This window comes from Mitsuokella sp. AF33-22, assembly GCF_003475755.1.
In the GTDB taxonomy this organism is placed as follows: domain Bacteria; phylum Bacillota; class Negativicutes; order Selenomonadales; family Selenomonadaceae; genus Mitsuokella.
Genome location: NZ_QRQA01000010.1, coordinates 91,186 through 112,572 on the forward strand (window position 1 = coordinate 91,186; position 21,387 = coordinate 112,572).

Sequence of the window (21,387 nt, forward strand, 5' to 3'; positions counted from 1 at the left end):
AAGAGCATTGCCGGCGCTCCTCTTTTACAAAAGAAGGGAGAATTTTTTTGAAACGAATCATGAGCCTGGTCCTCTGCCTGTTGCTCGTCGTCCTCGTGGCGGGCTGCGGCAGCACGAAGCAGGGGGGCAGTGACAAGAAGGCGTTCCGCATTGTCACGTCGTTCTATCCGATGTATATCGATGTCATCAACATCACGAAGGACGTGGATGGCGTCGAGGTCGTCAACATGACGAAGCCGCAGACGGGCTGCCTGCACGATTACCAGCTGACGACGGAAGACATGAAGACGCTTGAGAAGGCCGATGCTTTCGTCGTCAATGGCGCCGGCATGGAGAGCTTCCTCGACAAGGTCGTCAAGCAGCAGAAGAATCTCAAGATCATCGATGCCTCGAAGTCAGATGAGATCAATCTGCTCAAGGATGGCGATGAGGAGAATCCGCATGTCTGGCTCAGCGTGACGTACAGCATTGAGCAGGTCAAGGCCATCACGAGTCAGCTCTGCGAGGCGGATCCGGCACATGCCGACGCTTACCGCAAGAATGCGCTCGATTACGTGACGAAGCTCGACAAGCTGCGCACGCAGATGCATGAGGAGCTCGACAACCTGCCGCACAAGGACATCGTGACGTTCCACGAGGCTTTCCCGTACCTGGCCAAGGAATTCAAGCTCAACGTGGTCAGCGTGATTGAGCGCGAGCCGGGGACGGAGCCGACGCCGCAGGAACTCGAGGAGACCATTCGCCAGGTGAATGCGCTGCCGGTCAAGGTGCTTTTCACGGAGCCGCAGTATTCGCCGTCAGCCGCGAAGACGATTGCCGCTGAGACGGGCGCGAAAATCTACCAGCTTGATCCCGTGGTGACGGGAGAGGCGAACGAGCAGGCGATGGATGCCTATATCGACGCGATGAAGAAGAATATGGAAGTCCTCAAAGAGGCACTTCAGTAAGGATTTCAGCCGCATGAGCACGGAGTTGTTCATGCGGCTTTTTTTGCGCATGCATTTTCTACTTGCAGAAAGTCAAAAAATCAAATATAATATAGGAAACTAATAGTCAAATAGTCAATTGCAAGTGAAGGTGATTATCGTGAGTAATATTGCAGATTTGATTGAAGCGTATATCTTGCGTCAGCTTGCGACGAAGCAGGACGGCAAGGTGGAGCTGCGGCGCACGGATATCGCAGACGAGATTTCCTGTGCTCCGTCCCAGATCAGTTATGTGCTGTCCACGCGCTTCACGCCGGCAAAGGGCTTTGTCGTAGAGTCACGCCGCGGCCTCGGCGGCTATATCCGCATTGTGCAGGTGCCGCTGAAGAATCTCGTCTATCAGGATATGATGGAGAAGATCAAGGAGGATACGGATTACCAGACGGTGCAGTCGATGGTCCGGTATCTCCTGCAGCACGAGATGATCACGAACCGCGAGGCAGCGCTGATGATGCAGGTCGTGACGTCTGTGTATCAGTCGGAGGGCATGTCTGCCAAGGAGCGCGTTCATCTGCTCAAGGCCATGCTGATGACGGTGGAGAATTTTTCGTAGATCGCGATTTCCCGGAGGATATCGTAGCAGAGAGCATACCTGGTAAAGGGGGAACGCATGATGTTATGCGATGATTGCGGCCGCAACCGGGCCGTTGTCCATATTACGCAGATCGGCCCGAATGGCCGTGTCGAGAAGAATCTTTGTGAGGAATGCGCGGCGAATTACAGCGAATTCCTCGTGGAACCGCAGCGCAGGAAAAACGTATCGATGAATGATTTCCTCAAGGGTGTCTTCAGTGCGGATACGGGTGCCGCGGAGCGCACAAAGGAACAGGTGACGGAACTGGTCTGCCCGAACTGCGGCATGAGTTACCGTGATTTCCAGCAGACGGGCAAGATCGGCTGCAGCGTCTGTTACAGTACGTTCCGCCGTCAGCTGGAGCCGCTGCTGCGCCGCATCCACGGTTCAAGCACGCACAGCGGCAAGATCCCGCACCGCAGCGGCGGCCGCCTCGAGAAGAAACATGAGATCGAGACGCTGCGCCGGGCGCTCAAGGAGTGCGTCGCGCAGGAAGAGTATGAGAAAGCCGCAGAGCTGCGCGACCGCGTGCGGCTGCTCGAGAAGGAGCTGGAGGAGAAGGAAGGGGGCCGTGCCGATGTCCGTTAATACGCTTTTGCGCGACAGCAGCCTTTCCTGGCTGGCCGCTGAGGGCAGGGAGAGCGATGTCGTGCTCGCAAGCCGGATCCGCCTGGCCCGCAACTTCCGTCAGGTGCCGTTCCCGAACCGGGCGGATTTCAACCAGCTCGCCGAGGTGCGCCTGCAGGTCGAGAAAATCCTGCCGGGCATTGCCGCGGATCTGCAGCAGGATTTTGATTTGCTCGACATGGAGCGCCTGAGTCCGCTGCAGCGCGATGTGCTCGTGGAGAAGCAGCTCATCAGCAACAACTTCATCCAGAATCCGCAGCATCGCGTGGCGTTCATCACCGAAGACTGCCGCACGAGCATCATGATCAATGAGGAGGATCACCTGCGCATCCAGTGCATGGCGCCGGGGCTCGACCTCGATACGCCGTTTGCCAAGGCCTCGCATATCGATGATATGATTGAAGACAAGCTCGATATTGCCTTTGATGAGAAGATGGGCTATTTGACCTCGTGCCCGACGAACCTCGGCACGGGTCTGCGCGCGTCAGTGCTGCTGCATCTGCCGGGACTCGTCTTCACGCACAATATCGAGAGTATCGTCAACATCTCGCCGCAGCTTGGCCTGGCCATCCGCAGCGTGTATGGTGACGAGAAAGAACGTTTCGGCAATCTGTTCCAGATTTCCAATCAGCTGACGCTGGGCTTCTCGGAGAATGAGATCATCGAGAACCTCAAGACGGCTGTCATGGAGATCGTTTCCCATGAACGCCAGGCGCGCAAGGCCCTGGCCCTCTACATGAAGGAACGCCTCGAAGATGAGGTATGGCGTGCCTATGGCACGCTGCGCTACGCGCGCCTGCTGTCGGAACAGGAGGTCTTGGAACTCTTATCGAAGGTGCGCCTTGGCATCGATCTCAAGCTCATCAACGAGGTCGCGGCCGATTGCTTCGCCGAGATCCTCATCAGCAGCCGCACGAGCTACCTGCAGAATGTTGCAGAGAATGAGAATTTATCCAAACATGAAATAGACAGGCTGCGGGCCAATCATGTGCGCCAGGCACTTCTGGCACATGCCCGCGGCCAGGAGGCTCCAAAATGAATTATCGCAATCATTTTACCAGCCGTGCCATCAAGGCCATCGAATTCGCGCAGTACGTGTCGCGCAATCTCGAACAGGACTACATCGGCACGGAGCATATCCTGCTGGGCCTCCTGCATGAGGAGGGCAGCGTGGCCTATGAGGCGCTGTCAGCAGTCGGACTGAACTTCGACACCGTCATGCAGAAGGTCGAGGCAATGGTGTCCGGCGAGACGGATTATCCGTCGGACAATCCCTACTATACGCCGCGGGCCAAGCGCGTCATGGAAGGGGCCGTCGAGGAGGCGCAGAGCCTTCGCCATAATTACATCGGCACGGAACACATCCTGCTGGCCCTGCTCGAGGAAACGGAGGGAGCGGCGACGGAACTCCTCATCAGCCTGGGCGTGGATTTCGACGCCCTGCAGGATGAGGTGCTGGCGCGCATCGACAGCCCGCATCCTGAAGGCGACGGCGAGGCCTCAGCTGGCCGCGGTGAGGCGCGCGGCCGCACGCATCAGCCGATGATGGTGGAGCGTTTCGGCCGCAACCTCAACGATGTGGCCAAGGAGGGCCATATGGACCCCGTCATCGGCCGCGACAAGGAAATCCAGCGCGTCGTCCAGATTCTTTCGCGCCGCACGAAGAACAATCCCATCCTCATCGGCGAGCCGGGCGTCGGCAAGACGGCCATTGCCGAGGGGCTGGCCCAGCGCATCGTGGAAGGCACCGTCCCGTACATGCTGCGCGACAAGAAGGTCATCTCGCTCTCGATGGCTTCGCTCGTAGCCGGTGCCAAGTACCGCGGCGAGTTCGAGGAACGTCTCAAGGGGCTCATCGACGAGATCCGCAAGGATGGCAGCATCATCCTGTTCATCGATGAGATGCACACGCTCATCGGCGCCGGTGCGGCGGAGGGCGCACTCGATGCGGCCAATATCCTGAAGCCGGCGCTCTCGCGCGGCGAGATTCAGATCATCGGTGCGACGACGCTTGACGAATACAAGAAGCATCTGGAAAAGGATGCAGCCCTTTCCAGAAGGTTCCAGACCATCATGGTCGAGGAGCCTGATGAGGAAGATGCCAAGAAGATCCTGTACGGGCTGCGCCCCAAGTATGAGGATTTCCACCGCGCGCATATCGAAGACGAGGCCATTGATGCGGCCGTGCGCCTTTCGCAGCGGTACATCACGGACCGTTTCCTGCCGGATAAGGCCATCGACCTCATGGATGAAGCCGCTTCCAAGGTTCGCATGAAGCAGGTGGCCCAGCCGGATCACCTGAAAGAGTTGCGGGCCAGACTCGACAAGCTGCAGAGTGATAAAGAGGCAGCCATTGCCGCGCAGGATTACGAGCGCGCGGCAAAGATCCGCGACAAGGCACAGCTCGTGAAGGAGGAGCTTGATGAAGCCAAGCGCAAGCTCGAGAAGCGCGGCACGAGCCGCATCGTTGTGCGCGCTGACGATATTGCCGATGTCGTGGCGCAGTGGACGGGCGTGCCCGTCAGGCAGATCGCGGCCAAGGAATCCGACCGCCTGCTGCATATGGAGAAGATCCTTGCACGCCGCGTCGTCGGCCAGCAGGAAGCGGTGGAAGCCGTATCCAAGGCGGTGCGCCGCGCGCGGGCGGGGCTCAAAGACCCGAAGCGTCCCATCGGCTCGTTCCTGTTCCTCGGACCGACGGGCGTCGGCAAGACGGAGCTTGCCAAGGCACTGTCGGAAGCCTTGTTCGGCACGGAAGATGCCATCATTCGCTTCGATATGTCCGAGTACATGGAAAAGTATGCGGTTTCCCGCATGGTCGGTGCGCCTCCAGGCTACGTGGGCTATGAGGAAGGCGGTCAGCTCACGGATGCCGTGCGCCGCAAGCCGTATTCCATCATTCTGCTCGACGAGATCGAGAAGGCGCATCCCGATGTCTTCAACATCCTGCTGCAGGTCCTCGACGATGGCCGCCTGACGGATGGCAAGGGCAGGACCGTGGATTTCCGCAATACGGTCATCATCATGACGAGCAACGCGGGAGCCGATCTCCTGCGCCGCACGGGCGGTTCACTGGGCTTTGCCGTAGGCGGCGACGATGGGGACAACGGGGAAGAAGCCGGGAGAAAACGCGTGCTGCAGTCCATCCGCCACGTGTTCAAACCGGAATTCCTCAACCGCATCGATGAGCTCATCGTCTTCCATCCGCTCGGCCGCGCCGAGCTCGAGCGCATCGTGGATATTCTGCTGCGGGATGTCCGCAAGCGCCTGCAGGAACGCGATATCCGCCTCGACATCAGTCCGGCGGCCAAGAACAAGCTCGTGGAACAGGGCACGGATTTCAAATACGGTGCCCGTCCCCTGAAGCGGGCCATCCAGAAGCTTGTCGAAGACCGCATTGCCGAGCGGCTGCTCGCACGCGAGTTCCGTTCCGGCGATACCATCCTCGTGCGCAAGAGCGGCGATGAGCTGACGTTTGCGCGCAAGGAGGACAGGGGTGAAACGGACGAAAAAGCGGCTCAGCCAGCAGGAGGCGTCCATGCCAAGGAATAAGCTGCTGCCGGAAGGATATGGGGCAAGGTTCTGGAACTTCTGCCAGAATATCATCTGGGCGGTTGTCTGGCTCGGCCGCTGGACCATCCGCCTCGTGCGGAAGCTGCTGACAAGAGAAAAGTGAGGTGTCGCGATTGCCCAAGAAAAAGAAGACCGTCTATGTCTGTCAGGAATGCGGGTACGATACGCCGAAGTGGCTCGGCCGCTGTCCGGGCTGTGGTGCCTGGAATACCATGGTCGAGGAGACAGTGACGCCGGAGCCGGCGTCGGGAGGTCTGCGCCTCGGGCTCTCCGATGCGCGCAAGCCGCAGCCGATTGCCGAGGTTCGCATCGAGGATCTGCCGCGCTTTGCGACGGGCTCGGGCGAACTTGACCGCGTGCTCGGCGGCGGCGTCATTCCGGGCTCCATGGTGCTCATCGTCGGCGATCCCGGCGTCGGCAAATCGAGCCTGACGCTGCGCGTCTGTGCCGAGGTGGCGCGAGCCGGCCGCAAGGTGCTTTACGTGACCGGTGAGGAGAGCACGCGGCAGGTGCGCATGCGGGCCGACCGCCTGCACGCGCTGGCGGATTCCCTGCTCGTCGTCAGCGAGACGAATCTCGAGACGATCGAGCAGCACATCCTTGCCGAAAAGCCGGAGCTTCTGGTCATCGATTCCATCCAGACCATATTCAAGCCTGATGTGCAGAGTGCGCCGGGCTCCGTCTCCCAGGTGCGCGAATGCTCCGTCGATTTATTGCGCATTGCCAAGACGAATGGCATCGCGGCCTTCATCATCGGTCATGTCACGAAGGACGGCACGCTTGCGGGACCGCGCGTCCTCGAGCATATCGTCGATACGGTGCTCTACTTCGAGGGGGAGCGCAATGCGGAATACCGCGTGCTGCGCGCGGTCAAGAACCGCTTTGGCAGCACGAATGAGCTCGGTCTGTTCGAGATGCGCGATGTGGGGCTTGTCGATGTACCCGATGCCTCGAAACTCTTTTTGTCGGATCGCGAGCAGGACTCCGGCACGGTCATCGTGCCGACCGTCGAGGGCACACGGCCGCTGCTCGTGGAGCTGCAGGCCCTCGTGGCGCCCACGCCGTATGTGCCGCCGCGCCGCACGGCGGATTCCGTCGACGTCAAGAGGATCCAGCTTCTGCTGGCCGTGCTCGAGAAGCGCGTCCATCTTTCAATCGGCGCCTGCGATGTTTACGTCAAGGTGGCCGGCGGCATCCGCATCGATGAGCCGGCGGCTGATCTCGGCCTCTGCGTGGCCATGGCTTCGAGCTTTGCCAACCGGCTGCTGCGGCCCAAGACCATCGTCTTCGGCGAGGTCGGGCTCTCCGGCGAAGTCCGGGCTGTCAGTCAGGCGGACCTGCGCATCCATGAAGCCAAACGCCTGGGCTTCCAGCACGTCGTCCTGCCTATGAAGAATTACCGCCAGCTCAAGGATACGATTGAAGGGATTTCGCTCTATGGGGCGGAAACCATCGGCGATGCGCTGCGCCTGGCTATGCCAAAGGCATAGACAGGACGCCGTGACGTGTTATAATAGAATCATCCGCAGAAAACCTTCCTCGGCTGGGGAAGGTTTTTCTTGTGAAGAAAAAAACGACTTCTGGGAGGGTATGATATGCCTCGATTATGTGATAGGGCAGGCTGTGTCAGGCGGGCCGGCCTGCTCGTCTTTTTTCTGTTGTTCCTGCTGCTGCCGGCATCTCTGGCGCAGGCGGAAGAGCCTGAGGTTACGGCGGATGCGGCCATTCTCATCGATGCGCAGACGGGCCGCGTGCTCTGGTCGAAGCATGGTGAGGAGCGCCATTATCCGGCCAGCATGACGAAGATGATGACCTGCCTTCTGGGGATGAACAGTCTGACGCCCGACAGTCTCGTGAAGATTTCGCCGCTCGCGGCGCAGACCGAGGATACGCCGCTGCAAATCGCAGCGGGCGATACGATGCGCTTTGAGGAAATCCTGCGCGGCATGATGATGGCATCGGACAACGGGGCGGCGGTGGCCATTGCGGAAGCAGCGGACGGCAGCGTCCCCGACTTTGTCGCGCGCATGAATGAAAAAGCGGCGGAGCTCGGCATGACCGGCACGCATTTCGCGAATCCGAACGGGCTGACGGATGAAGACCACTATTCGACGCCTCACGATATGGCACGGCTGGCACAGTATGCCATGCGGAATCCCGTGTTCCGCGATATCGTGCGCCAGCAGCAGCGCACGATCCGCTGGGAAGAGCCTGCGGGCAAGCAGCTGCTTGTGGAGAACACGAATGAGCTCCTGGGCCGCTATGAGGGCATCACGGGCATCAAGACGGGCTGGACGAAGGCGGCCGGCGGCTGCCTGGCCGCTTCGGCGGAACGCGGCGATGTCAGGCTCATCGCCGTGGTCATGCATGCGGCGAGCGAAGAGGACCGCTTCAAGGATATGCGGCGCATCCTGGATTACGGCTTTGCTGAGACGACCATGGCTGCCGGGCCGACGGCCTCTGCATGCAAGCGTCACGTCTGGGTTAAGGGCGGCGTTCATTCGCGGACCAAGGTGGTTCCGGCGGGGGATATCTATTATCCGCTGCTGCCGGGAGAATCTGCCGAGCATTATACGATTTCGTATGACCTGCCGAAGGTCATTGCCGCGCCCATCGAGCCCGGCGAAGCCGTCGGCAAACTCATCCTGTCATACGACGGGCAGCCGGTCGGCAGCGTCGACCTCATCGCCAATCCGGTGGAGCCGGGATTCTCGCTCGGTTCCTGGCTCGTGGGCGTCTTCGAGGGCGTGCTGACGTGGCTTTGATGCCTGTTTCCTGTTCCTGGCGTGCGGTTGACAGTGGCAAGACGGTTATATTATAATGTCCCTATGCGGATGTGGCGGAATTGGCAGACGCGCTGGATTTAGGATCCAGTGCCGCAAGGCGTATGGGTTCAAGCCCCTTCATCCGCACCAGAGCAAAGTTCGGGGTTGTCACACGGAGGAAACTCGGTGGGGCAGCCCCGTTTTTATTATGAAAGGATTTCCATTACCATGAATATCTTGCACGGCCTGCGTCGGCTCTCGTCCTTCCAGCTCATCGTGCTGAGCTTCCTGCTGCTCATTGCCATGGGCACCATGCTGCTCATGACGCCGCTGGCGACGAGCGACGGGCGCGGTGCTAGCTTCCTGTCGGCCTCCTTCACTGCCGTTTCGGCTTCGTGCGTGACGGGACTGACCGTGGAGGATACGGCTTCCTACTGGTCGTTCTTCGGCCAGCTCGTCATCCTCATCCTCATACAGATTGGCGGCCTTGGCGTCGTGACCATGGCCGTGGCCGTCACGATGGCCTCGGGGCAGCGCGTGGGACTCATGCAGCGCCATACGATGCAGGAGGCGCTCTCCGCGCAGCAGCTCGGCGGCATCGTCCGGCTCCTGCGCTTCATCCTCAAATTCACGATTGGGGTGGAGTTTCTCGGAGCCTGCCTGCTCGCGCCGGTCTTTGTCCGCGATTACGGCTGGCAGCACGGTATCTGGATGGCGTTCTTTCACGCCATCTCGGCCTTCTGCAACGCGGGCTTTGATCTTCTGGGGAGCCGCGGCGGCGGTTCCCTGATGGCCTATGCCGCTGATCCTCTGGTCAATCTGACGATCATGGGGCTCATCGTGGCCGGCGGCCTGGGCTTCCTGACCTGGGCCGATGTCATCACGCACCGCCATCACGTCAGTCGCTGGACGTTCCAGACGCGCATCATCATGATCATGACGGCTGTGCTCATTTTCCTGCCGGCTCTCTTCTTCTTCACGCAGGAGCTGGCGGGCACGGATGCCTTCACGCGGTTCTGGCAGGCGCTGTTTCAATCCGTCACGACGCGCACGGCCGGCTTCAATACGATGAACATCGAGGATCTGAGCGAGGCCGGGCGCTGCCTGATGGTGCTCCTGATGCTGACGGGCGGCGCCCCGGGGTCGACCGCAGGCGGCATCAAGGTCACGACGGCCTTCACGCTCCTCATGGCCATGATTTCGGCCCTGAAGATGAAGCGCGATGTCGAATGCCTGTCGAGACGCATGCCGATGGAGGCGCTGCAGCACGCGCTGGCCATCTTCATGATGTACTTGTTCCTGTTCATGGGCATCAGCATCTTCATCAGTGTCTTTGACCATGCGGCCATGATCGACTGTATGCTGGAAACGTCATCGGCCATCGGCACGGTCGGCCTTTCCATCGGCCTGACGGAGAAATTGTCGCCGCTGTCTCAGGGGCTCCTGATGTTCCTGATGTATTTCGGACGCGTCGGCGCCCTGACCATGATTTACGCCCTGCATAGCAGGAAGAGCGCGGCGCGGCGCCGCCTGCCCGAGGGCAAGATTACCATCGGCTGACGATGGCAGTGAGGTGTAAAAATGAAATCCATATTACTGATCGGGCTTGGCCGCTATGGCCGCCACGTGGCCCGCAAGCTGCATGCCATGCATCACGAGATTTTGGCCATCGACAAGAACGAGGACCTCGTCAATCAGGTGCTGGCTTATACGAACAATGCCCTGATTGCCGACACGACCGACAGGCATTTCCTTGAGTCGCTCGGCGTCAGCAATTTTGATACGTGCATCGTGGCGATCGGCGACGATTTCCAGAGTTCTCTGGAGACGACACTGCAGTTGCGGGAGCTCGGTGCGCGCTATATCGTAGCCCGCGCGTCAAGCAGCATCCATGAGCGCTTCCTGCGCCGCAACGGTGCCGATGAGGTCGTCTATCCGGAGAAGCAGCTGGCTCTCTGGACGGCCATCCGCTACGGCTCCAACCACTTGCTCGATTACTTCGAGCTTAGTCCCGGCTATGCGGTCTACGAGATCTCGATGCCGGTCGTTTGGGCGGGACACACCATCGGGGAGCTCGATATCCGCCGCAATTACCATGTCAATGTGCTCGGCATCAAGGTTGGGGGCAGCCTGACGGTGGAGATCACGCCTCAGACGATGCTGCGGGCGGAGGATTCCATCCTGGTCCTCGGCAAGCAGGAGGACATGGAGCGTTTCGTGAAATTCTGAGCATCGCGCAAAGACGCTGTATCCGGTGCTGCCGGCAGGAAAATCGGCCCGCCTGTTGAATACCTGTAGAAAAGGAGTGTTGCAGTTTGAAGACCAAAAAATTATTTGAAGAGAATGTCATGCTGCAGTCCTGTGAGGCAACGGTGCAGGCTTGTGAGCCAGCCAAAGACGGCTACCGGATTGTCTTGGATCAGACGGTCTTTTTCCCGGAGGGCGGCGGACAGCTCAGCGACCGCGGCGTGCTCAGGAACGGCAGGGATGCCATCGAGGTCCTGCATGCTTCGGAACGGGACGGCATCATTTATCATGAGACGAAGCAGCCGCTTGCTGCAGGCACGCTCGTGACCTGTCAGCTCAATTGGCAGGAACGCTTTGATCACATGCAGCAGCACTGCGGGGAACACATGCTGTCCTATGCGTTCTGGAAGCTCTACGGGGCGGATAATGTGGGCTTCCACATGCACCCTGACATGGTTTCCATCGATATCAGCCGCGAGGTGGATTATGAGGAGGCCATGGCAGCTGAAGCCATGACGAATCGGGCCATCGAGGAAGACCGGCCCATCCATGTGGAGCTCGTGCCTGCAGAACATGCGGCCAAGCGGCCGCTGCGCAAATTCAACGACAAGCTCAAGGGAATCCTGCGCATCGTTTCCGTCGAGGGCAACGATTCCTGCACCTGCTGCGGTACGCATCCGCCGACGACCGGCATGGTGGGGCTCGTCAAGGTCCTCAAGGTGGAGCGCCATAAGGGCGGTTCGCGCATCAGTTTCCTCTGTGGCCGCGAGGCCCTGCAGAAGATGGATGTCTGGATGCGGGCGGCACAGGACGTTTCCAACCGTCTCTCGGTCAAGGAAGAAGAGATCGCTGCGGGTGTCGAGCGCCTCGAGGAAGAAAAGAAGGCGCTCGGCGTGCAGGTCACAGCCCTTACGGACCGGCTGCTCGACTACGAGCTGCGCGAGATGGACGCCAAGCCGGTATTTGATCAGGCGGGCCATCGCAAACTCGTCTTTATCCGCGAGGATCTGACGCCGTCACAGGCCAAGGCCCTTGCCAGGAAAGCACTCGAACGGGAGCATGCCGTGGTGGCCGTCTTCTACCGGAACGGCGCGCGCATCAATTACATCCTGTCTGCCGCGTCAGATGATGTGAACTGTCAGCAGAAGCTCAAGGAAGTCAACGACCGCTTCAAGGGACGCGGCGGCGGACGGCCGGATGCCTGCCAGGGCAGCGCCGCCTGTGTTGAGGGCTGGCAGCAGATGGCAGCGGATCTTGCCGCCGCCTGGTAAGAACTGTTTTGGAATACTGTCGGAAAAGAGGAAGATTTTCATGAAGTTGTTGCTGGATTGTGCCGATATGGCAGAAATCAAAGAGGCATACGGGATATTCCCGCTCGATGGTGTGACGACGAATCCGAGTATCCTCGCGCGCACGGGCAGGCCGCCGTATGAGGTGCTCGGCGAGATCCGGGATTTCATCGGTTCGGAAGCAGAGCTGCACGTGCAGGTCGTGTCCGAAGATGCCGCCGGCATGATTGAGGAAGCTGACCGCATCGGCGATGAACTCGGTTCCTCGACGTACGTCAAGATTCCAGTGACGTCCGAGGGGCTGTGCGCGATGAAGAAGCTCCACAAGGACGGCGTGCGCATCACGGGCACGGCCGTCTACACGGCGATGCAGGCCTTTCTCGCGGCGAAGGCCGGTGCTTCCTATGTGGCGCCGTATGTCAACCGCATCGATAATCTGGGCTCCGATGGCATCGTGACCGCCCGGAATATCCAGACCATCCTCACGCAGAACGACTGCCATGCCGAAATCCTGGCGGCTAGTTTCAAGAATGCCCAGCAGGTGCTCGCACTCTGCACCTGCGGCATCGGCGCGGCTACGCTCGCGCCCTCCGTGCTCAAAAGCCTCGTGCAGCTCGATGCCGTCACGATGGCAGTCAAGACCTTCCGCACGGATTTTGAGACGCTCTGCGGCCAGGGCAGGGATATGAGCAATATCTGATTTTGCCAGATATGCAAAAATACGTTGTGTCCGTACAGGATGGGACAGGGGGAATCATCATGGCAGTACAGTATCGCTGGGCCACGCTTGGTTGCGGCGTCATCGGGCATCAGCTGGCCGAGGCCATGCAGAAGCTTGGCGGCAATCTCTACAGCGTGGGGAATCGGACGTATGAGAAGGGGCTGTCCTTTGCGGCAGAATACGGCATCCCGAACGTCTATCATACGCCGGAGGAAATCTTTGCCGACGATGATGTCGACATTGTCTACATCTCGACGCCGCACAACACGCATATCAAATACCTGCGCCAGGCTCTGGCCGCCGGCAAGCATGTGCTCTGCGAAAAATCCATCACGCTCAATGCGGCGGAGCTTGCGGAGGCTGTACAGCTGGCAAGAGAACACCATGTGGTGCTGGCGGAAGCGCAGACCATCTACCATATGCCCCTCTACCGTGTGCTCAAGGAGCGCATGGAAAAGGGCGAGTTCGGCCCCTTGCGCCTGCTGCAGATGAATTTCGGCAGCTACAAGGAATACAACATGAAGAACCGTTTCTTCAACCGCAGTCTGGCGGGCGGCGCCATGCTGGATATCGGCGTCTACGCGCTGTCGTTCGTGCGCTGGTTCATGAGCTCGTGTCCGCATGAGATCCTCTCTCAGGTCAAGTATGCGCCGACGGGCGTCGATGAACAGGCGAGCATTCTCTTGAAGAATGAACAGGAGGAGATGGCGACGGTTATCCTGTCCCTGCACGCCAAGCAGCCAAAGCGCGGCACAATCTCCTTTGACAAGGCCTATATCGAGCTTTACGAGTATCCGCGCGGCGACAAGGCCGTCATCACCTGGACGGAGGACGGCCGTAAGGAAGAAGTGACAGCGGGTGATACGGCCGATGCCCTGACTTATGAAGTGCGAGATATGGAGCAGGCCGTAAGCGGGACTGCGAATACCATGCACCTTGATTATACGGTCGATGTCATGGATATCATGACGAAGATTCGTCAGGACTGGGGCATGAAGTATCCCAAAGAAGAATAAACACGATATAGAGACAAAAAAGTCCTCGCAGACGGCAATCTGCGAGGACTTTTTATCAGGAATGAGAAAATTTTTGACAGACTTCTTCATAATCGGGGATGGAGGATTGCGCACCGGGACGCGTTACGGCAATGGAGGCTGCTTTGGCGCCAAAATCGATGGCCGGTGCGAAATCCCTGCCATCAAACTGACTGATGAATGAAGCGAGGAAACAGTCTCCGGCGGCCGTCGTATCGACCGCTTTTACCGGATAAGCCGGGAATTCCTGCATGCCGCTCTCCTGAAGGAGAAGCGTGCCTTGCCCCCCAAGGGTCACCATGACATTCCGGACGCCCAGCGCATGGAGCTTCTGCGCCGCCCGTACAATTTCCTCCCGGCTGTCCGTGGGCATGCCGGTCAGGACAGACAGTTCGGTTTCATTTGGTTTGGCGATATCGACGAGCGGAAAGAAATCGGCCGGTATGTCCCGCATGGCTGGCGCCGGGTCCAGGATGAAGAGCTTTCCCTTCTGACGGCAGAGCTTTGCGGCCTGCAGGACAATGGGGAAGGGAATCTCCAGCTGCATGACGACGGCATCGGCCTGCTCAAAGAGATCGATGTGGTCGAGCAGCAGGGATTCATCGAGATCGTGATTGGCACCGGCGATCACCGTGATGTAATTCTGTCCCTGCCCGTCAATCTCGATGAAGGCTTTGCCGGTTTCCCGGTCAGACAGGCGGATGCCGCTCGTGTCCACGCCGGCTGTTTTGAGATTTTGCACGAGCATCCTGCCGAACGGATCATCGCCAACGGCGCCGATCATGGACGTCTTTACCTTCATTCGGGCCAGTGCGTAGGCCTGATTGGCGCCTTTGCCGCCAGGGACCATTTTCATGCTTTGTCCCATGACGGTTTCACCAGGGGCCGGACGGCGGCTGGTATAAACGTCAAAATCCATGTTGAGGCTGCCGATGACCAGTACATTATTCATGATGGATTCCTCCTTTTTCCATAAAGCGAATCTGGATTTCTTCGCGGTATGATTCCAGCAGATTTCGCTGAGGCAGTGAGGGCTGAACGCCGGGACCCGCGATGCAGAGACCGGCACTGTAAGTGCCGAAGCCAATGGCCGTTTCTATGGGCATGCCCTCGCTGAGACAGACGGCCAGTGCGCTGATAAAGGCATCGGCACCGCCTGTCGTGTCGACTGGCTGGATATCCATGGCAGGGAAGTATTGATGTCCCCCCTGGTGGCAGAACAGGCAGCCATCGGCTCCCAGTGTGATGATGACATGTTTCACACCGGCCTGCAGGAAGTACTGTGCTTTTTCCTCCAGCGAGGACGGTCCCGGTCTCAGCATCTCGATTTCCCGACGGCTGGGGAGAAGATACGTGATGGCGGGCAGCAGGGCGGCGGGAAGACTGCGGATATTTGCCGGCTTGACGAGGACCGGGATGCCTTTGCGCCGGCAGATCTGCAGGGTTTCTTCGATGGCTGACATGGGGATTTCCGTGGACAGCAGGCAATAATGCGCACCGTCAAAAAGCGTTTCCTGTGCCGCGATGCGTTCCCGGGTCAGCAGGCTGTTGGCCCCGGGGTAGATGACAATGCTGCTTTCGCCCTTGGCCGTGACGTTGATATAAGCCGTGCCGGTATCGAGTGCGGCATCGAAGGAAACACCCGTACAGCAGACGTGATTTTTCTGCAGCTCGTTGAAAATCATCTGGGAGGCGGCATCCTTTCCCATCATGCCGATGAGACAGGTTTCCGCCCCGAGCCTTGCGGCCCCGACTGCCTGATTGGCCCCCTTGCCGCCAGGAGCCTGCACGACTTTTGATGCCATCAGGTTTTCTCCAGCGGCAGGAAGATGCGGAAGGAAGATGTTGCGGTCCATGTTGATGCTGCCGACGACGATGAGCTTCTTGCCAAGGCCTTTCTGAGGCGGTGCGGCAGTACTGCCGCATGGCAGGATCTGTATCATTTGTTTATCATCTGCGGGTGCATCTTCAGCACGGACACCCAGCTGCTCCAGAAGATTGCGACTTATCTTTGCCGCATAAGCCGTCCAGTCCATCCAGGCCATGGTGATCCTGGCGGCTTCCTTGTCAGCTTTTTCCACGCCGCTGAGGCAGGCCAGCGAGATATCCTGCGGCACGCGCAGCCCGTGGCTGCGCAGCTCTTCTCGCACCAAGACGGCCGTTTCAAGGTCGGAGCAGAGAACAGCCGTACACTCCTTGGGCAGCCAGAACGTCAGGGTGTTTTTGAGGACCTCGGAGGTGAGGACTGTTCCTGCCTGCTGATGTGCTTCCCGGAAGGCCTGCTCATAACCTTTTTGCCAGAGACTGGTGCCGTCCCGGGCAAGGCCGATAATGTGATGATGCCCGAGTGCGAGCAGGTATTTGGTCATGCGGTAAGCTGCCTGCTCCTTGACTGATGGCAGCGAAATCATCGCGGGATTTTTTTCACTTGCCAGCCAGAAAACGGGAAGTCCGGATTCGGCGAGCGGCTTGAGCAGCAGCGGAGGGGCCTTGGTCAGTGCGAGGACTGCTTCGGCATGCTGACTTTTTATGCTGTCCGTGAGAAGCGTTTGATAATCCGGATGATAGGGAAATACCATCAGGGAGTAGCCGGTCTGCATGAAGGCCTTTGTCAGGGCCGACAGGAAACGCATGGTGTCCGTGCTGCTGATATCGGTTGCGACGCCGATGATCCTGCTTTGGCGTTCATGTTCCTGGAGAATCTTTTTATAGGGCTGATACTGATATTTTTCAATGACGGCCAGAACGTTCTGCCGGGTGATGTCGCGTATGCCGCTGTCTTTGTGATGGATGACCTTGGATACTGTGGCTGGTGATACGCCAGCCAGTTCCGCAATATCCTTGATGTTCAAACTCGCACGCTCCTTTCTTTTTATTTTTAGAAATAGTTTTCGTAAAACTATTTCTAAAGCGATGATACTATTATATAACTGCAGGTGTATTCTGTCAATTTTTTGCTATTGATTGTATTTATTCTTTATCATGCAAACGAAAAACCCCCATGAACCGGCTGGCTCATGAGGGCTTGTTCAAACGTATGGGAGATCACGCGTAATACATGCTGGCGCTGATGGAGTTGGCAAGTTCTTCCTTGCTCATATCCTTGAGATTTTTCTTTTCCTGCTCGTAGGAGCGGATGCGGTTCTTGATGAACTGCGTATCGATGTTGCCCGTACGGAAATAGATATCCTTGAGGATCTTCTTGTGCAGGGACACCGTCGTCTTGACGCCGTCGATGCGGAATTCGTTGAGGGCTCGCTGCATGATCTTGATGGCGTCGCCGCGCGTGCGGCCGTGTACGATGATCTTGGCGATCATGGAATCGTAATACGGCTCGATGGCAAGACCGGCCGTCACGCCGCTGTCGAAACGGACGCGTGGGCCGCTCGGCTCATGCATGAAGTTGATCTGGCCCGGCGACGGCATGAAGTTGTTGTCCGGGTCTTCGGCGTTGATGCGGCATTCGATGGCATGACCGCTGAAATGCACATCGCGCTGGACGAAGTCGAGCGGCTCGCCGGCGGCGATGCGGATCTGCGTGCGCACGAGATCGACGCCCGTGACGGCTTCCGTGATGCCATGCTCTACCTGGATGCGCGGATTGATCTCCATGAAGTAGAATTCGTTGTTCGAGAGGTCGAGTAGGAATTCCACCGTTCCGATGTTGGAGTAATGGACGCTCTTGGCGGCTTTGACCGCGAGGCTGCCGACGCGCTCGCGCATATCCTGCGTCAGGGCGATGGACGGCGATTCCTCAAGGAGCTTCTGATTGCGGCGCTGGATGGAACATTCGCGTTCGCCGAGATGCAGCACTTCGCCGTAATTGTCGGCGACGATCTGCACTTCGATGTGGCGGGAACGTTCGATGTAATGTTCGAAGTAGTACTTCGTCTTCGTGACATCGACGAGATAATCGAGGATGTTGCGCAAATCTTTTTCGTCGTGGGCGACACACATGCCCTTGCCGCCACCGCCGGCTACCGGCTTCAGAATGACGGGGTAGCCGACCTCGGCTGCTGCCTCGATGGCCTCCTCCTTGCTTGTGAGCGGGTCGCTGCCCTTGGCCATCGGGATGCCCGAAGGCGCGATGGAGGCGCGTGCCACGTCCTTGTCACCGACGAGACGGATGGTTTCCGGCATCGGGCCAATCCAGGTCAGGCCGATGCTCGTGACCTGCTCGGCAAAATCGGCATCTTCCGACAGGAAGCCGTAGCCCGGATGGATGGCGTCAGCATCCATATCGATGGCGGCGCGCAGGATGGCGGTTTTGTTGAGGTAGCTGTCCGCGGCGTCCGCACCGCCGACACAAACCTTGTGGTCGGCCAGCTGCACGTGCAGGGCGTTTGCATCCGCTTCCGAGTAAATGGCGATGGTTTCGATGTCGAGTTCCTGGCAGGCGCGAATAATGCGAACGGCAATTTCTCCGCGGTTCGCAATAAGAATGCGTTTGAACATGGAATGACCTCCCTTGGTTTACAATATATCATCATTTCGTCATATTTCATCGTTATTCGTTAAATATCAGATGTTATAACCTGCTGCTAATTTACGAACATGAATAGATTCTAGCATATGTGTCTGAGAATTGCAATGATAACTTTTGTGTATTGGTGTAATGCCATAAAAGAATAATTAATACATGTATACAAAGCGCAGATGGCAGGTACAAAGCATTCAATGGTATAATGAAAGCAGCATTTCTTTTTGAACACGGAGGAAGATCATGACCGATATCGTAGCGGAAAAGCTCAAGCTGCTGCCGGACAGTCCCGGCGTTTACATCATGAAGGACGATCACGGGCGCATCATCTATGTGGGCAAAGCAATCGTGCTCAAGAACCGCGTGCGGCAGTATTTCCAGAATAACCGCAGTCATACGCCGAAGGTCCGGGCCATGGTTTCCCATGTTGCGGATTTTGAGATCATCATGACGCATTCCGAGGTCGAGGCCCTGATCCTCGAGTGCAATCTCATCAAGAAGCACCGTCCGCGCTATAATATCAGCCTCAAGGACGACAAGAGCTATCCGTATGTCAAGGTCACGGTGAACGAGGAATATCCGCGCGTCTTTCTGACGCACCGTGTGCAGAAGGACGGGGCCCGTTACTTTGGACCGTATACGAACGTCACGGCCGTGCACGAGAGCCTGAAGCTGCTGCGCCGCCTGTTCCCGCTGCGCACCTGCCGCCATCTGCAGGAGCGGCCGTGCCTGGAGTACCATATCCGCCGCTGCCTGGCGCCGTGTGCGGGCAAGGTCACGAAGGGAGAATACGCGGCGATGATCCGCGCCGTGCTGCTCTTCCTGGAGGGACGCACGGAGGATGTGGAACGCGAGCTCTCGCAGCGCATGGGCAAGGCGGCGGAGGCGTATCACTTCGAAGTGGCCGCGCGCCTGCGCGACCAGCTGCAGGCCGTGCGCAAGATCGCGGAAAAACAGAATATCGTCACGGGTTCGGGCAATCAGGATGCCGTCGGCATGGCCCGTTCGGAGGTCGGCGTCTGCGTGCAGATCTTTTTCATCCGTGCCGGCAAGATGATCGGGCGCGAGCATTTCCTGCTGCAGGGCAGTGAGGAGGAGAGCGACGAGGATATCCTCACTGCCTTTTTGCAGCAGTATTACCATCGCGCGACGTTCATCCCGCAGGAAGTCCTGCTGCCGCTTGAGCTGCCGGCAGCGGAACGCGAGCTGCTCGAAGCCTTCCTGCAGGAAAAGAAGCGGCAGGGCAGGGTCAGCCTGCTCTGCCCGAAGCGCGGCACGAAGCACGACATCGTGGCGATGGCCGCCGGCAACGCCGAAAAATATCTGTCGGATGAGGCCGCACGCATCAAGCGGGCCAATGAACAGACTCTGGGGGCCGTGGAGGAGCTCGGGCGCTACCTCGGGCTCAAGACGCCGCCCAATCGCATGGAATGCTTCGATATCTCACACATCCAGGGATCGGAGACCGTGGCCTCGATGGTCGTCTTTGAGGGCGGGCTGCCGAAGAAATCGGATTACCGCCGGTTCAAGATTCGCAGCACCGAAGGCAAGCCGGATGATTTCCTGTCGATGCGCGAGGTGACGACGCGCCGGTATGTCGGTCTGCCCGAGGATGAGCTGCCGGATCTCATCGTCATCGATGGCGGCAAGGGACAGCTTTCGTCGGCGCTCGAGATCATCCGCGGCGCCGGTCACAAGGATGTGCCGGTCGTGGGCCTTGCCAAGCAGTTTGAGCTCGTCTTTACCGAGGGCAATCCCGAGCCCGTTGTCCTGCCTCGCCACAGCCAGGCACTCTATCTCATCCAGCGCATCCGCGATGAGGCGCATCGCTTTGCCATCACGTATCACCGCAAGCTGCGCGGCAAGCGCAATCTCGTCTCGGTCCTCGACCATATCGTCGGCATCGGTCCGAAGCGGCGGCAGGCCCTGCGCGCACATTTCGGCTCGCTCGCGCGCATCAAGGAAGCCGGTGTGGAGGAACTGGCTGCGGTAGAGGGCATGAATAAACCGGCTGCCGAAGCCGTCTATCAGTTCTTCCAGACACAGAAGGAATGGCGCGGCGGCCATGTGACGTTATAATCTGCCAAAATGTGGAGGTGTGCATGATATGATCGATGAACATGAATGGCGCAGCGTCCTGCAGGTCGTGGAAGACGGGACGTTTTCCGCAGCAGCCCGCCATCTCTTTATTTCACAGCCCTCGCTTTCACAGTGCATCAAGAAGATTGAGGGCGAGCTGGGACAGCCCATCTTTGACCGCAGCCAGACGCCGCTCGCGCTGACCGAAGCCGGGCGCATCTACGTGCGGGAGGCCCGCCGCCTGGCTGCCGTGGCGCGGGACATGAAGAAGGCCGTGGAAGATTTGTCGGCCCTGCAGACGGGACGGCTGGTCATCGGCAGTTCGCATACGCGGTCTTTCTGTTATCTCGCGCCGCATCTCGTGGCTTTTCACCGCATGTTTCCGGGCATCGACCTGGAGGTGCTGGAAGGCAGCGTGGTGCAGCTCAAGGAATACGTGCGGCAGGGCAAGGTGGACTTTGCCCTGCTCTATGCGCCTTTGCCGGAACGGGAATTCTCCTTTCTGCCGCTGCTCGATGAGCACGTGTGCCTGGCGATTCCCCCAAATCATCCTTTGGCAACGCCTTACCACGGGAAACAGCCGCTGACGCGTCCGGTGATATCGTTTTCCGCACTTCAGGGCCTGCCATTCATTCCGCTGAAGCCGCATCGTCAGATGGCATCTGTTTACGAGCAGCTCTGCAGGCAGACGGGGACGCAGCCTCAGGAGGTCTTTGTGGCCGATACGATCATCGGTGCCATGCGGCTGGCCTCACTCGGCATGGGTGCGACACTCGTCACCGATATGATGATGGAGAGGCAGGAGGATCATGAGCATCTTTTGTATGTTTCTCTGGCGGAATACGTGGAGCCGCGTCATCTGCTGGCCGGCTATGGCAGCCGTCAGCCGCTTTCGCAGGCGGCACGCGAATTCATACGGCGGCTGCAGGAATCCTGAAGGATTTGTCTGATTTTTCCTATTGATAGCTCGTGTTTTTGCAATTGTATACGGCCATTTACAAGGGGTATTGGA

General features: G+C 58.7%; 18 protein-coding genes and 1 tRNA gene. 16 read left to right on the forward strand and 3 right to left on the reverse strand.

Annotated features, from left to right (window positions below; genetic code table 11):
• The first annotated feature begins 59 nt into the window (after window positions 1–59).
• The 14 genes from DWZ54_RS07810 (at window position 60) to DWZ54_RS07870 (ending at window position 13,798) form a co-directional block, all read left to right on the forward strand.
• Window positions 60–947 (forward strand): metal ABC transporter substrate-binding protein, encoded by an 888-nt coding sequence (locus DWZ54_RS07810; RefSeq protein WP_118475320.1) that lies wholly within the window; start codon window positions 60–62, stop codon window positions 945–947.
• Between the two features lie 139 nt (window positions 948–1,086).
• On the forward strand, window positions 1,087–1,539 hold the full coding sequence (locus DWZ54_RS07815) for a CtsR family transcriptional regulator (RefSeq protein ID WP_118475362.1): 453 nt from the start codon (window positions 1,087–1,089) through the stop codon (window positions 1,537–1,539).
• Between the two features lie 60 nt (window positions 1,540–1,599).
• Window positions 1,600–2,148 carry a UvrB/UvrC motif-containing protein gene (locus tag DWZ54_RS07820; RefSeq protein ID WP_118013852.1) on the forward strand — a complete coding sequence of 183 codons (549 nt, stop codon included), beginning with the start codon at window positions 1,600–1,602 and terminating at the stop codon, window positions 2,146–2,148.
• A complete protein-coding gene (locus tag DWZ54_RS07825) occupies window positions 2,138–3,226 on the forward strand; it encodes a protein arginine kinase (protein ID WP_118013854.1) in 1,089 nt (362 codons plus the stop codon). The genes DWZ54_RS07820 and DWZ54_RS07825 overlap by 11 nt, the downstream gene beginning before the upstream one ends.
• Complete coding sequence (locus DWZ54_RS07830) at window positions 3,223–5,739, forward strand: ATP-dependent Clp protease ATP-binding subunit (RefSeq protein WP_118475322.1); 2,517 nt, start codon at window positions 3,223–3,225, stop codon at window positions 5,737–5,739. The genes DWZ54_RS07825 and DWZ54_RS07830 overlap by 4 nt, the downstream gene beginning before the upstream one ends.
• Entirely contained in the window at window positions 5,726–5,863 is a 138-nt protein-coding gene (locus DWZ54_RS11860; protein WP_158573639.1) for a hypothetical protein, read from the forward strand. Before DWZ54_RS07830 ends, DWZ54_RS11860 begins: the two co-directional genes overlap by 14 nt.
• Before the next feature lie 10 nt (window positions 5,864–5,873).
• Window positions 5,874–7,250 carry a DNA repair protein RadA gene (gene radA, locus DWZ54_RS07835; protein ID WP_118475324.1) on the forward strand — a complete coding sequence of 459 codons (1,377 nt, stop codon included), beginning with the start codon at window positions 5,874–5,876 and terminating at the stop codon, window positions 7,248–7,250.
• Window positions 7,251–7,355: 105 nt separating this feature from the next.
• Window positions 7,356–8,525, forward strand: a complete 1,170-nt coding sequence (locus DWZ54_RS07840) for a D-alanyl-D-alanine carboxypeptidase family protein (RefSeq protein WP_118475326.1) — start codon at window positions 7,356–7,358, stop codon at window positions 8,523–8,525.
• Window positions 8,526–8,590: 65 nt separating this feature from the next.
• Window positions 8,591–8,675 (forward strand) — tRNA-Leu (locus tag DWZ54_RS07845).
• A gap of 78 nt (window positions 8,676–8,753) precedes the next feature.
• Window positions 8,754–10,085 (forward strand): TrkH family potassium uptake protein, encoded by a 1,332-nt coding sequence (locus DWZ54_RS07850; RefSeq protein WP_118475328.1) that lies wholly within the window; start codon window positions 8,754–8,756, stop codon window positions 10,083–10,085.
• Window positions 10,086–10,106: 21 nt separating this feature from the next.
• Entirely contained in the window at window positions 10,107–10,754 is a 648-nt protein-coding gene (locus tag DWZ54_RS07855) for a TrkA family potassium uptake protein (protein WP_118475330.1), read from the forward strand.
• An 86-nt stretch (window positions 10,755–10,840) separates the two neighbouring features.
• Window positions 10,841–12,043, forward strand: a complete 1,203-nt coding sequence (locus DWZ54_RS07860) for an alanyl-tRNA editing protein (protein WP_233541655.1) — start codon at window positions 10,841–10,843, stop codon at window positions 12,041–12,043.
• A gap of 40 nt (window positions 12,044–12,083) precedes the next feature.
• Window positions 12,084–12,761: a transaldolase family protein gene (locus DWZ54_RS07865; RefSeq protein ID WP_118475332.1), complete on the forward strand. Its 678-nt coding sequence runs from the start codon at window positions 12,084–12,086 to the stop codon at window positions 12,759–12,761.
• A 59-nt stretch (window positions 12,762–12,820) separates the two neighbouring features.
• The gene (locus tag DWZ54_RS07870) at window positions 12,821–13,798 is read left to right on the forward strand and encodes a Gfo/Idh/MocA family protein (RefSeq protein WP_118475333.1); all 978 of its coding nucleotides are present in this window, start codon (window positions 12,821–12,823) and stop codon (window positions 13,796–13,798) included.
• Window positions 13,799–13,853: 55 nt separating this feature from the next.
• Here the strand turns inward: DWZ54_RS07870 and rbsK are convergent, their stop codons facing one another.
• From rbsK to DWZ54_RS07885, 3 genes are all read right to left on the reverse strand, one after another.
• The gene (gene rbsK / locus DWZ54_RS07875) at window positions 13,854–14,768 is read right to left on the reverse strand and encodes a ribokinase (protein ID WP_118475335.1); all 915 of its coding nucleotides are present in this window, start codon (window positions 14,766–14,768) and stop codon (window positions 13,854–13,856) included.
• The gene (locus DWZ54_RS07880) at window positions 14,761–16,668 is read right to left on the reverse strand and encodes a PfkB family carbohydrate kinase (RefSeq protein ID WP_118475337.1); all 1,908 of its coding nucleotides are present in this window, start codon (window positions 16,666–16,668) and stop codon (window positions 14,761–14,763) included. Before DWZ54_RS07880 ends, rbsK begins: the two co-directional genes overlap by 8 nt.
• 193 nt (window positions 16,669–16,861) lie before the next feature.
• Complete coding sequence (locus tag DWZ54_RS07885; protein ID WP_118013876.1) at window positions 16,862–18,271, reverse strand: acetyl/propionyl/methylcrotonyl-CoA carboxylase subunit alpha; 1,410 nt, start codon at window positions 18,269–18,271, stop codon at window positions 16,862–16,864.
• A 268-nt stretch (window positions 18,272–18,539) separates the two neighbouring features.
• On the opposite strand from DWZ54_RS07885, the gene uvrC reads away from it, so the two are divergent.
• The gene (uvrC, locus tag DWZ54_RS07890; protein ID WP_118475339.1) at window positions 18,540–20,375 is read left to right on the forward strand and encodes an excinuclease ABC subunit UvrC; all 1,836 of its coding nucleotides are present in this window, start codon (window positions 18,540–18,542) and stop codon (window positions 20,373–20,375) included.
• A 28-nt stretch (window positions 20,376–20,403) separates the two neighbouring features.
• On the forward strand, window positions 20,404–21,312 hold the full coding sequence (locus DWZ54_RS07895; protein ID WP_118475341.1) for a LysR family transcriptional regulator: 909 nt from the start codon (window positions 20,404–20,406) through the stop codon (window positions 21,310–21,312).
• The last annotated feature ends 75 nt before the right edge of the window (window positions 21,313–21,387 follow it).

What these genes read in the sequence shown, in the direction of transcription:
- DWZ54_RS07810 (WP_118475320.1), top strand. Translation starts at nt 60, where the DNA reads ATGAGCCTGGTCCTCTGCCTGTTGCTCGTCGTCCTCGTGGCGGGCTGC.
- DWZ54_RS07820 (WP_118013852.1), top strand. Translation starts at nt 1,600, where the DNA reads ATGTTATGCGATGATTGCGGCCGCAACCGGGCCGTTGTCCATATTACG.
- DWZ54_RS07825 (WP_118013854.1), top strand. Translation starts at nt 2,138, where the DNA reads ATGTCCGTTAATACGCTTTTGCGCGACAGCAGCCTTTCCTGGCTGGCC.
- DWZ54_RS07830 (WP_118475322.1), top strand. Translation starts at nt 3,223, where the DNA reads ATGAATTATCGCAATCATTTTACCAGCCGTGCCATCAAGGCCATCGAA.
- DWZ54_RS11860 (WP_158573639.1), top strand. Translation starts at nt 5,726, where the DNA reads ATGCCAAGGAATAAGCTGCTGCCGGAAGGATATGGGGCAAGGTTCTGG.
- DWZ54_RS07840 (WP_118475326.1), top strand. Translation starts at nt 7,356, where the DNA reads ATGCCTCGATTATGTGATAGGGCAGGCTGTGTCAGGCGGGCCGGCCTG.
- DWZ54_RS07850 (WP_118475328.1), top strand. Translation starts at nt 8,754, where the DNA reads ATGAATATCTTGCACGGCCTGCGTCGGCTCTCGTCCTTCCAGCTCATC.
- DWZ54_RS07855 (WP_118475330.1), top strand. Translation starts at nt 10,107, where the DNA reads ATGAAATCCATATTACTGATCGGGCTTGGCCGCTATGGCCGCCACGTG.
- DWZ54_RS07865 (WP_118475332.1), top strand. Translation starts at nt 12,084, where the DNA reads ATGAAGTTGTTGCTGGATTGTGCCGATATGGCAGAAATCAAAGAGGCA.
- DWZ54_RS07870 (WP_118475333.1), top strand. Translation starts at nt 12,821, where the DNA reads ATGGCAGTACAGTATCGCTGGGCCACGCTTGGTTGCGGCGTCATCGGG.
- rbsK (WP_118475335.1), bottom strand. Translation starts at nt 14,768, where the DNA reads ATGAATAATGTACTGGTCATCGGCAGCCTCAACATGGATTTTGACGTT.
- DWZ54_RS07885 (WP_118013876.1), bottom strand. Translation starts at nt 18,271, where the DNA reads ATGTTCAAACGCATTCTTATTGCGAACCGCGGAGAAATTGCCGTTCGC.
- uvrC (WP_118475339.1), top strand. Translation starts at nt 18,540, where the DNA reads ATGACCGATATCGTAGCGGAAAAGCTCAAGCTGCTGCCGGACAGTCCC.
- DWZ54_RS07895 (WP_118475341.1), top strand. Translation starts at nt 20,404, where the DNA reads ATGATCGATGAACATGAATGGCGCAGCGTCCTGCAGGTCGTGGAAGAC.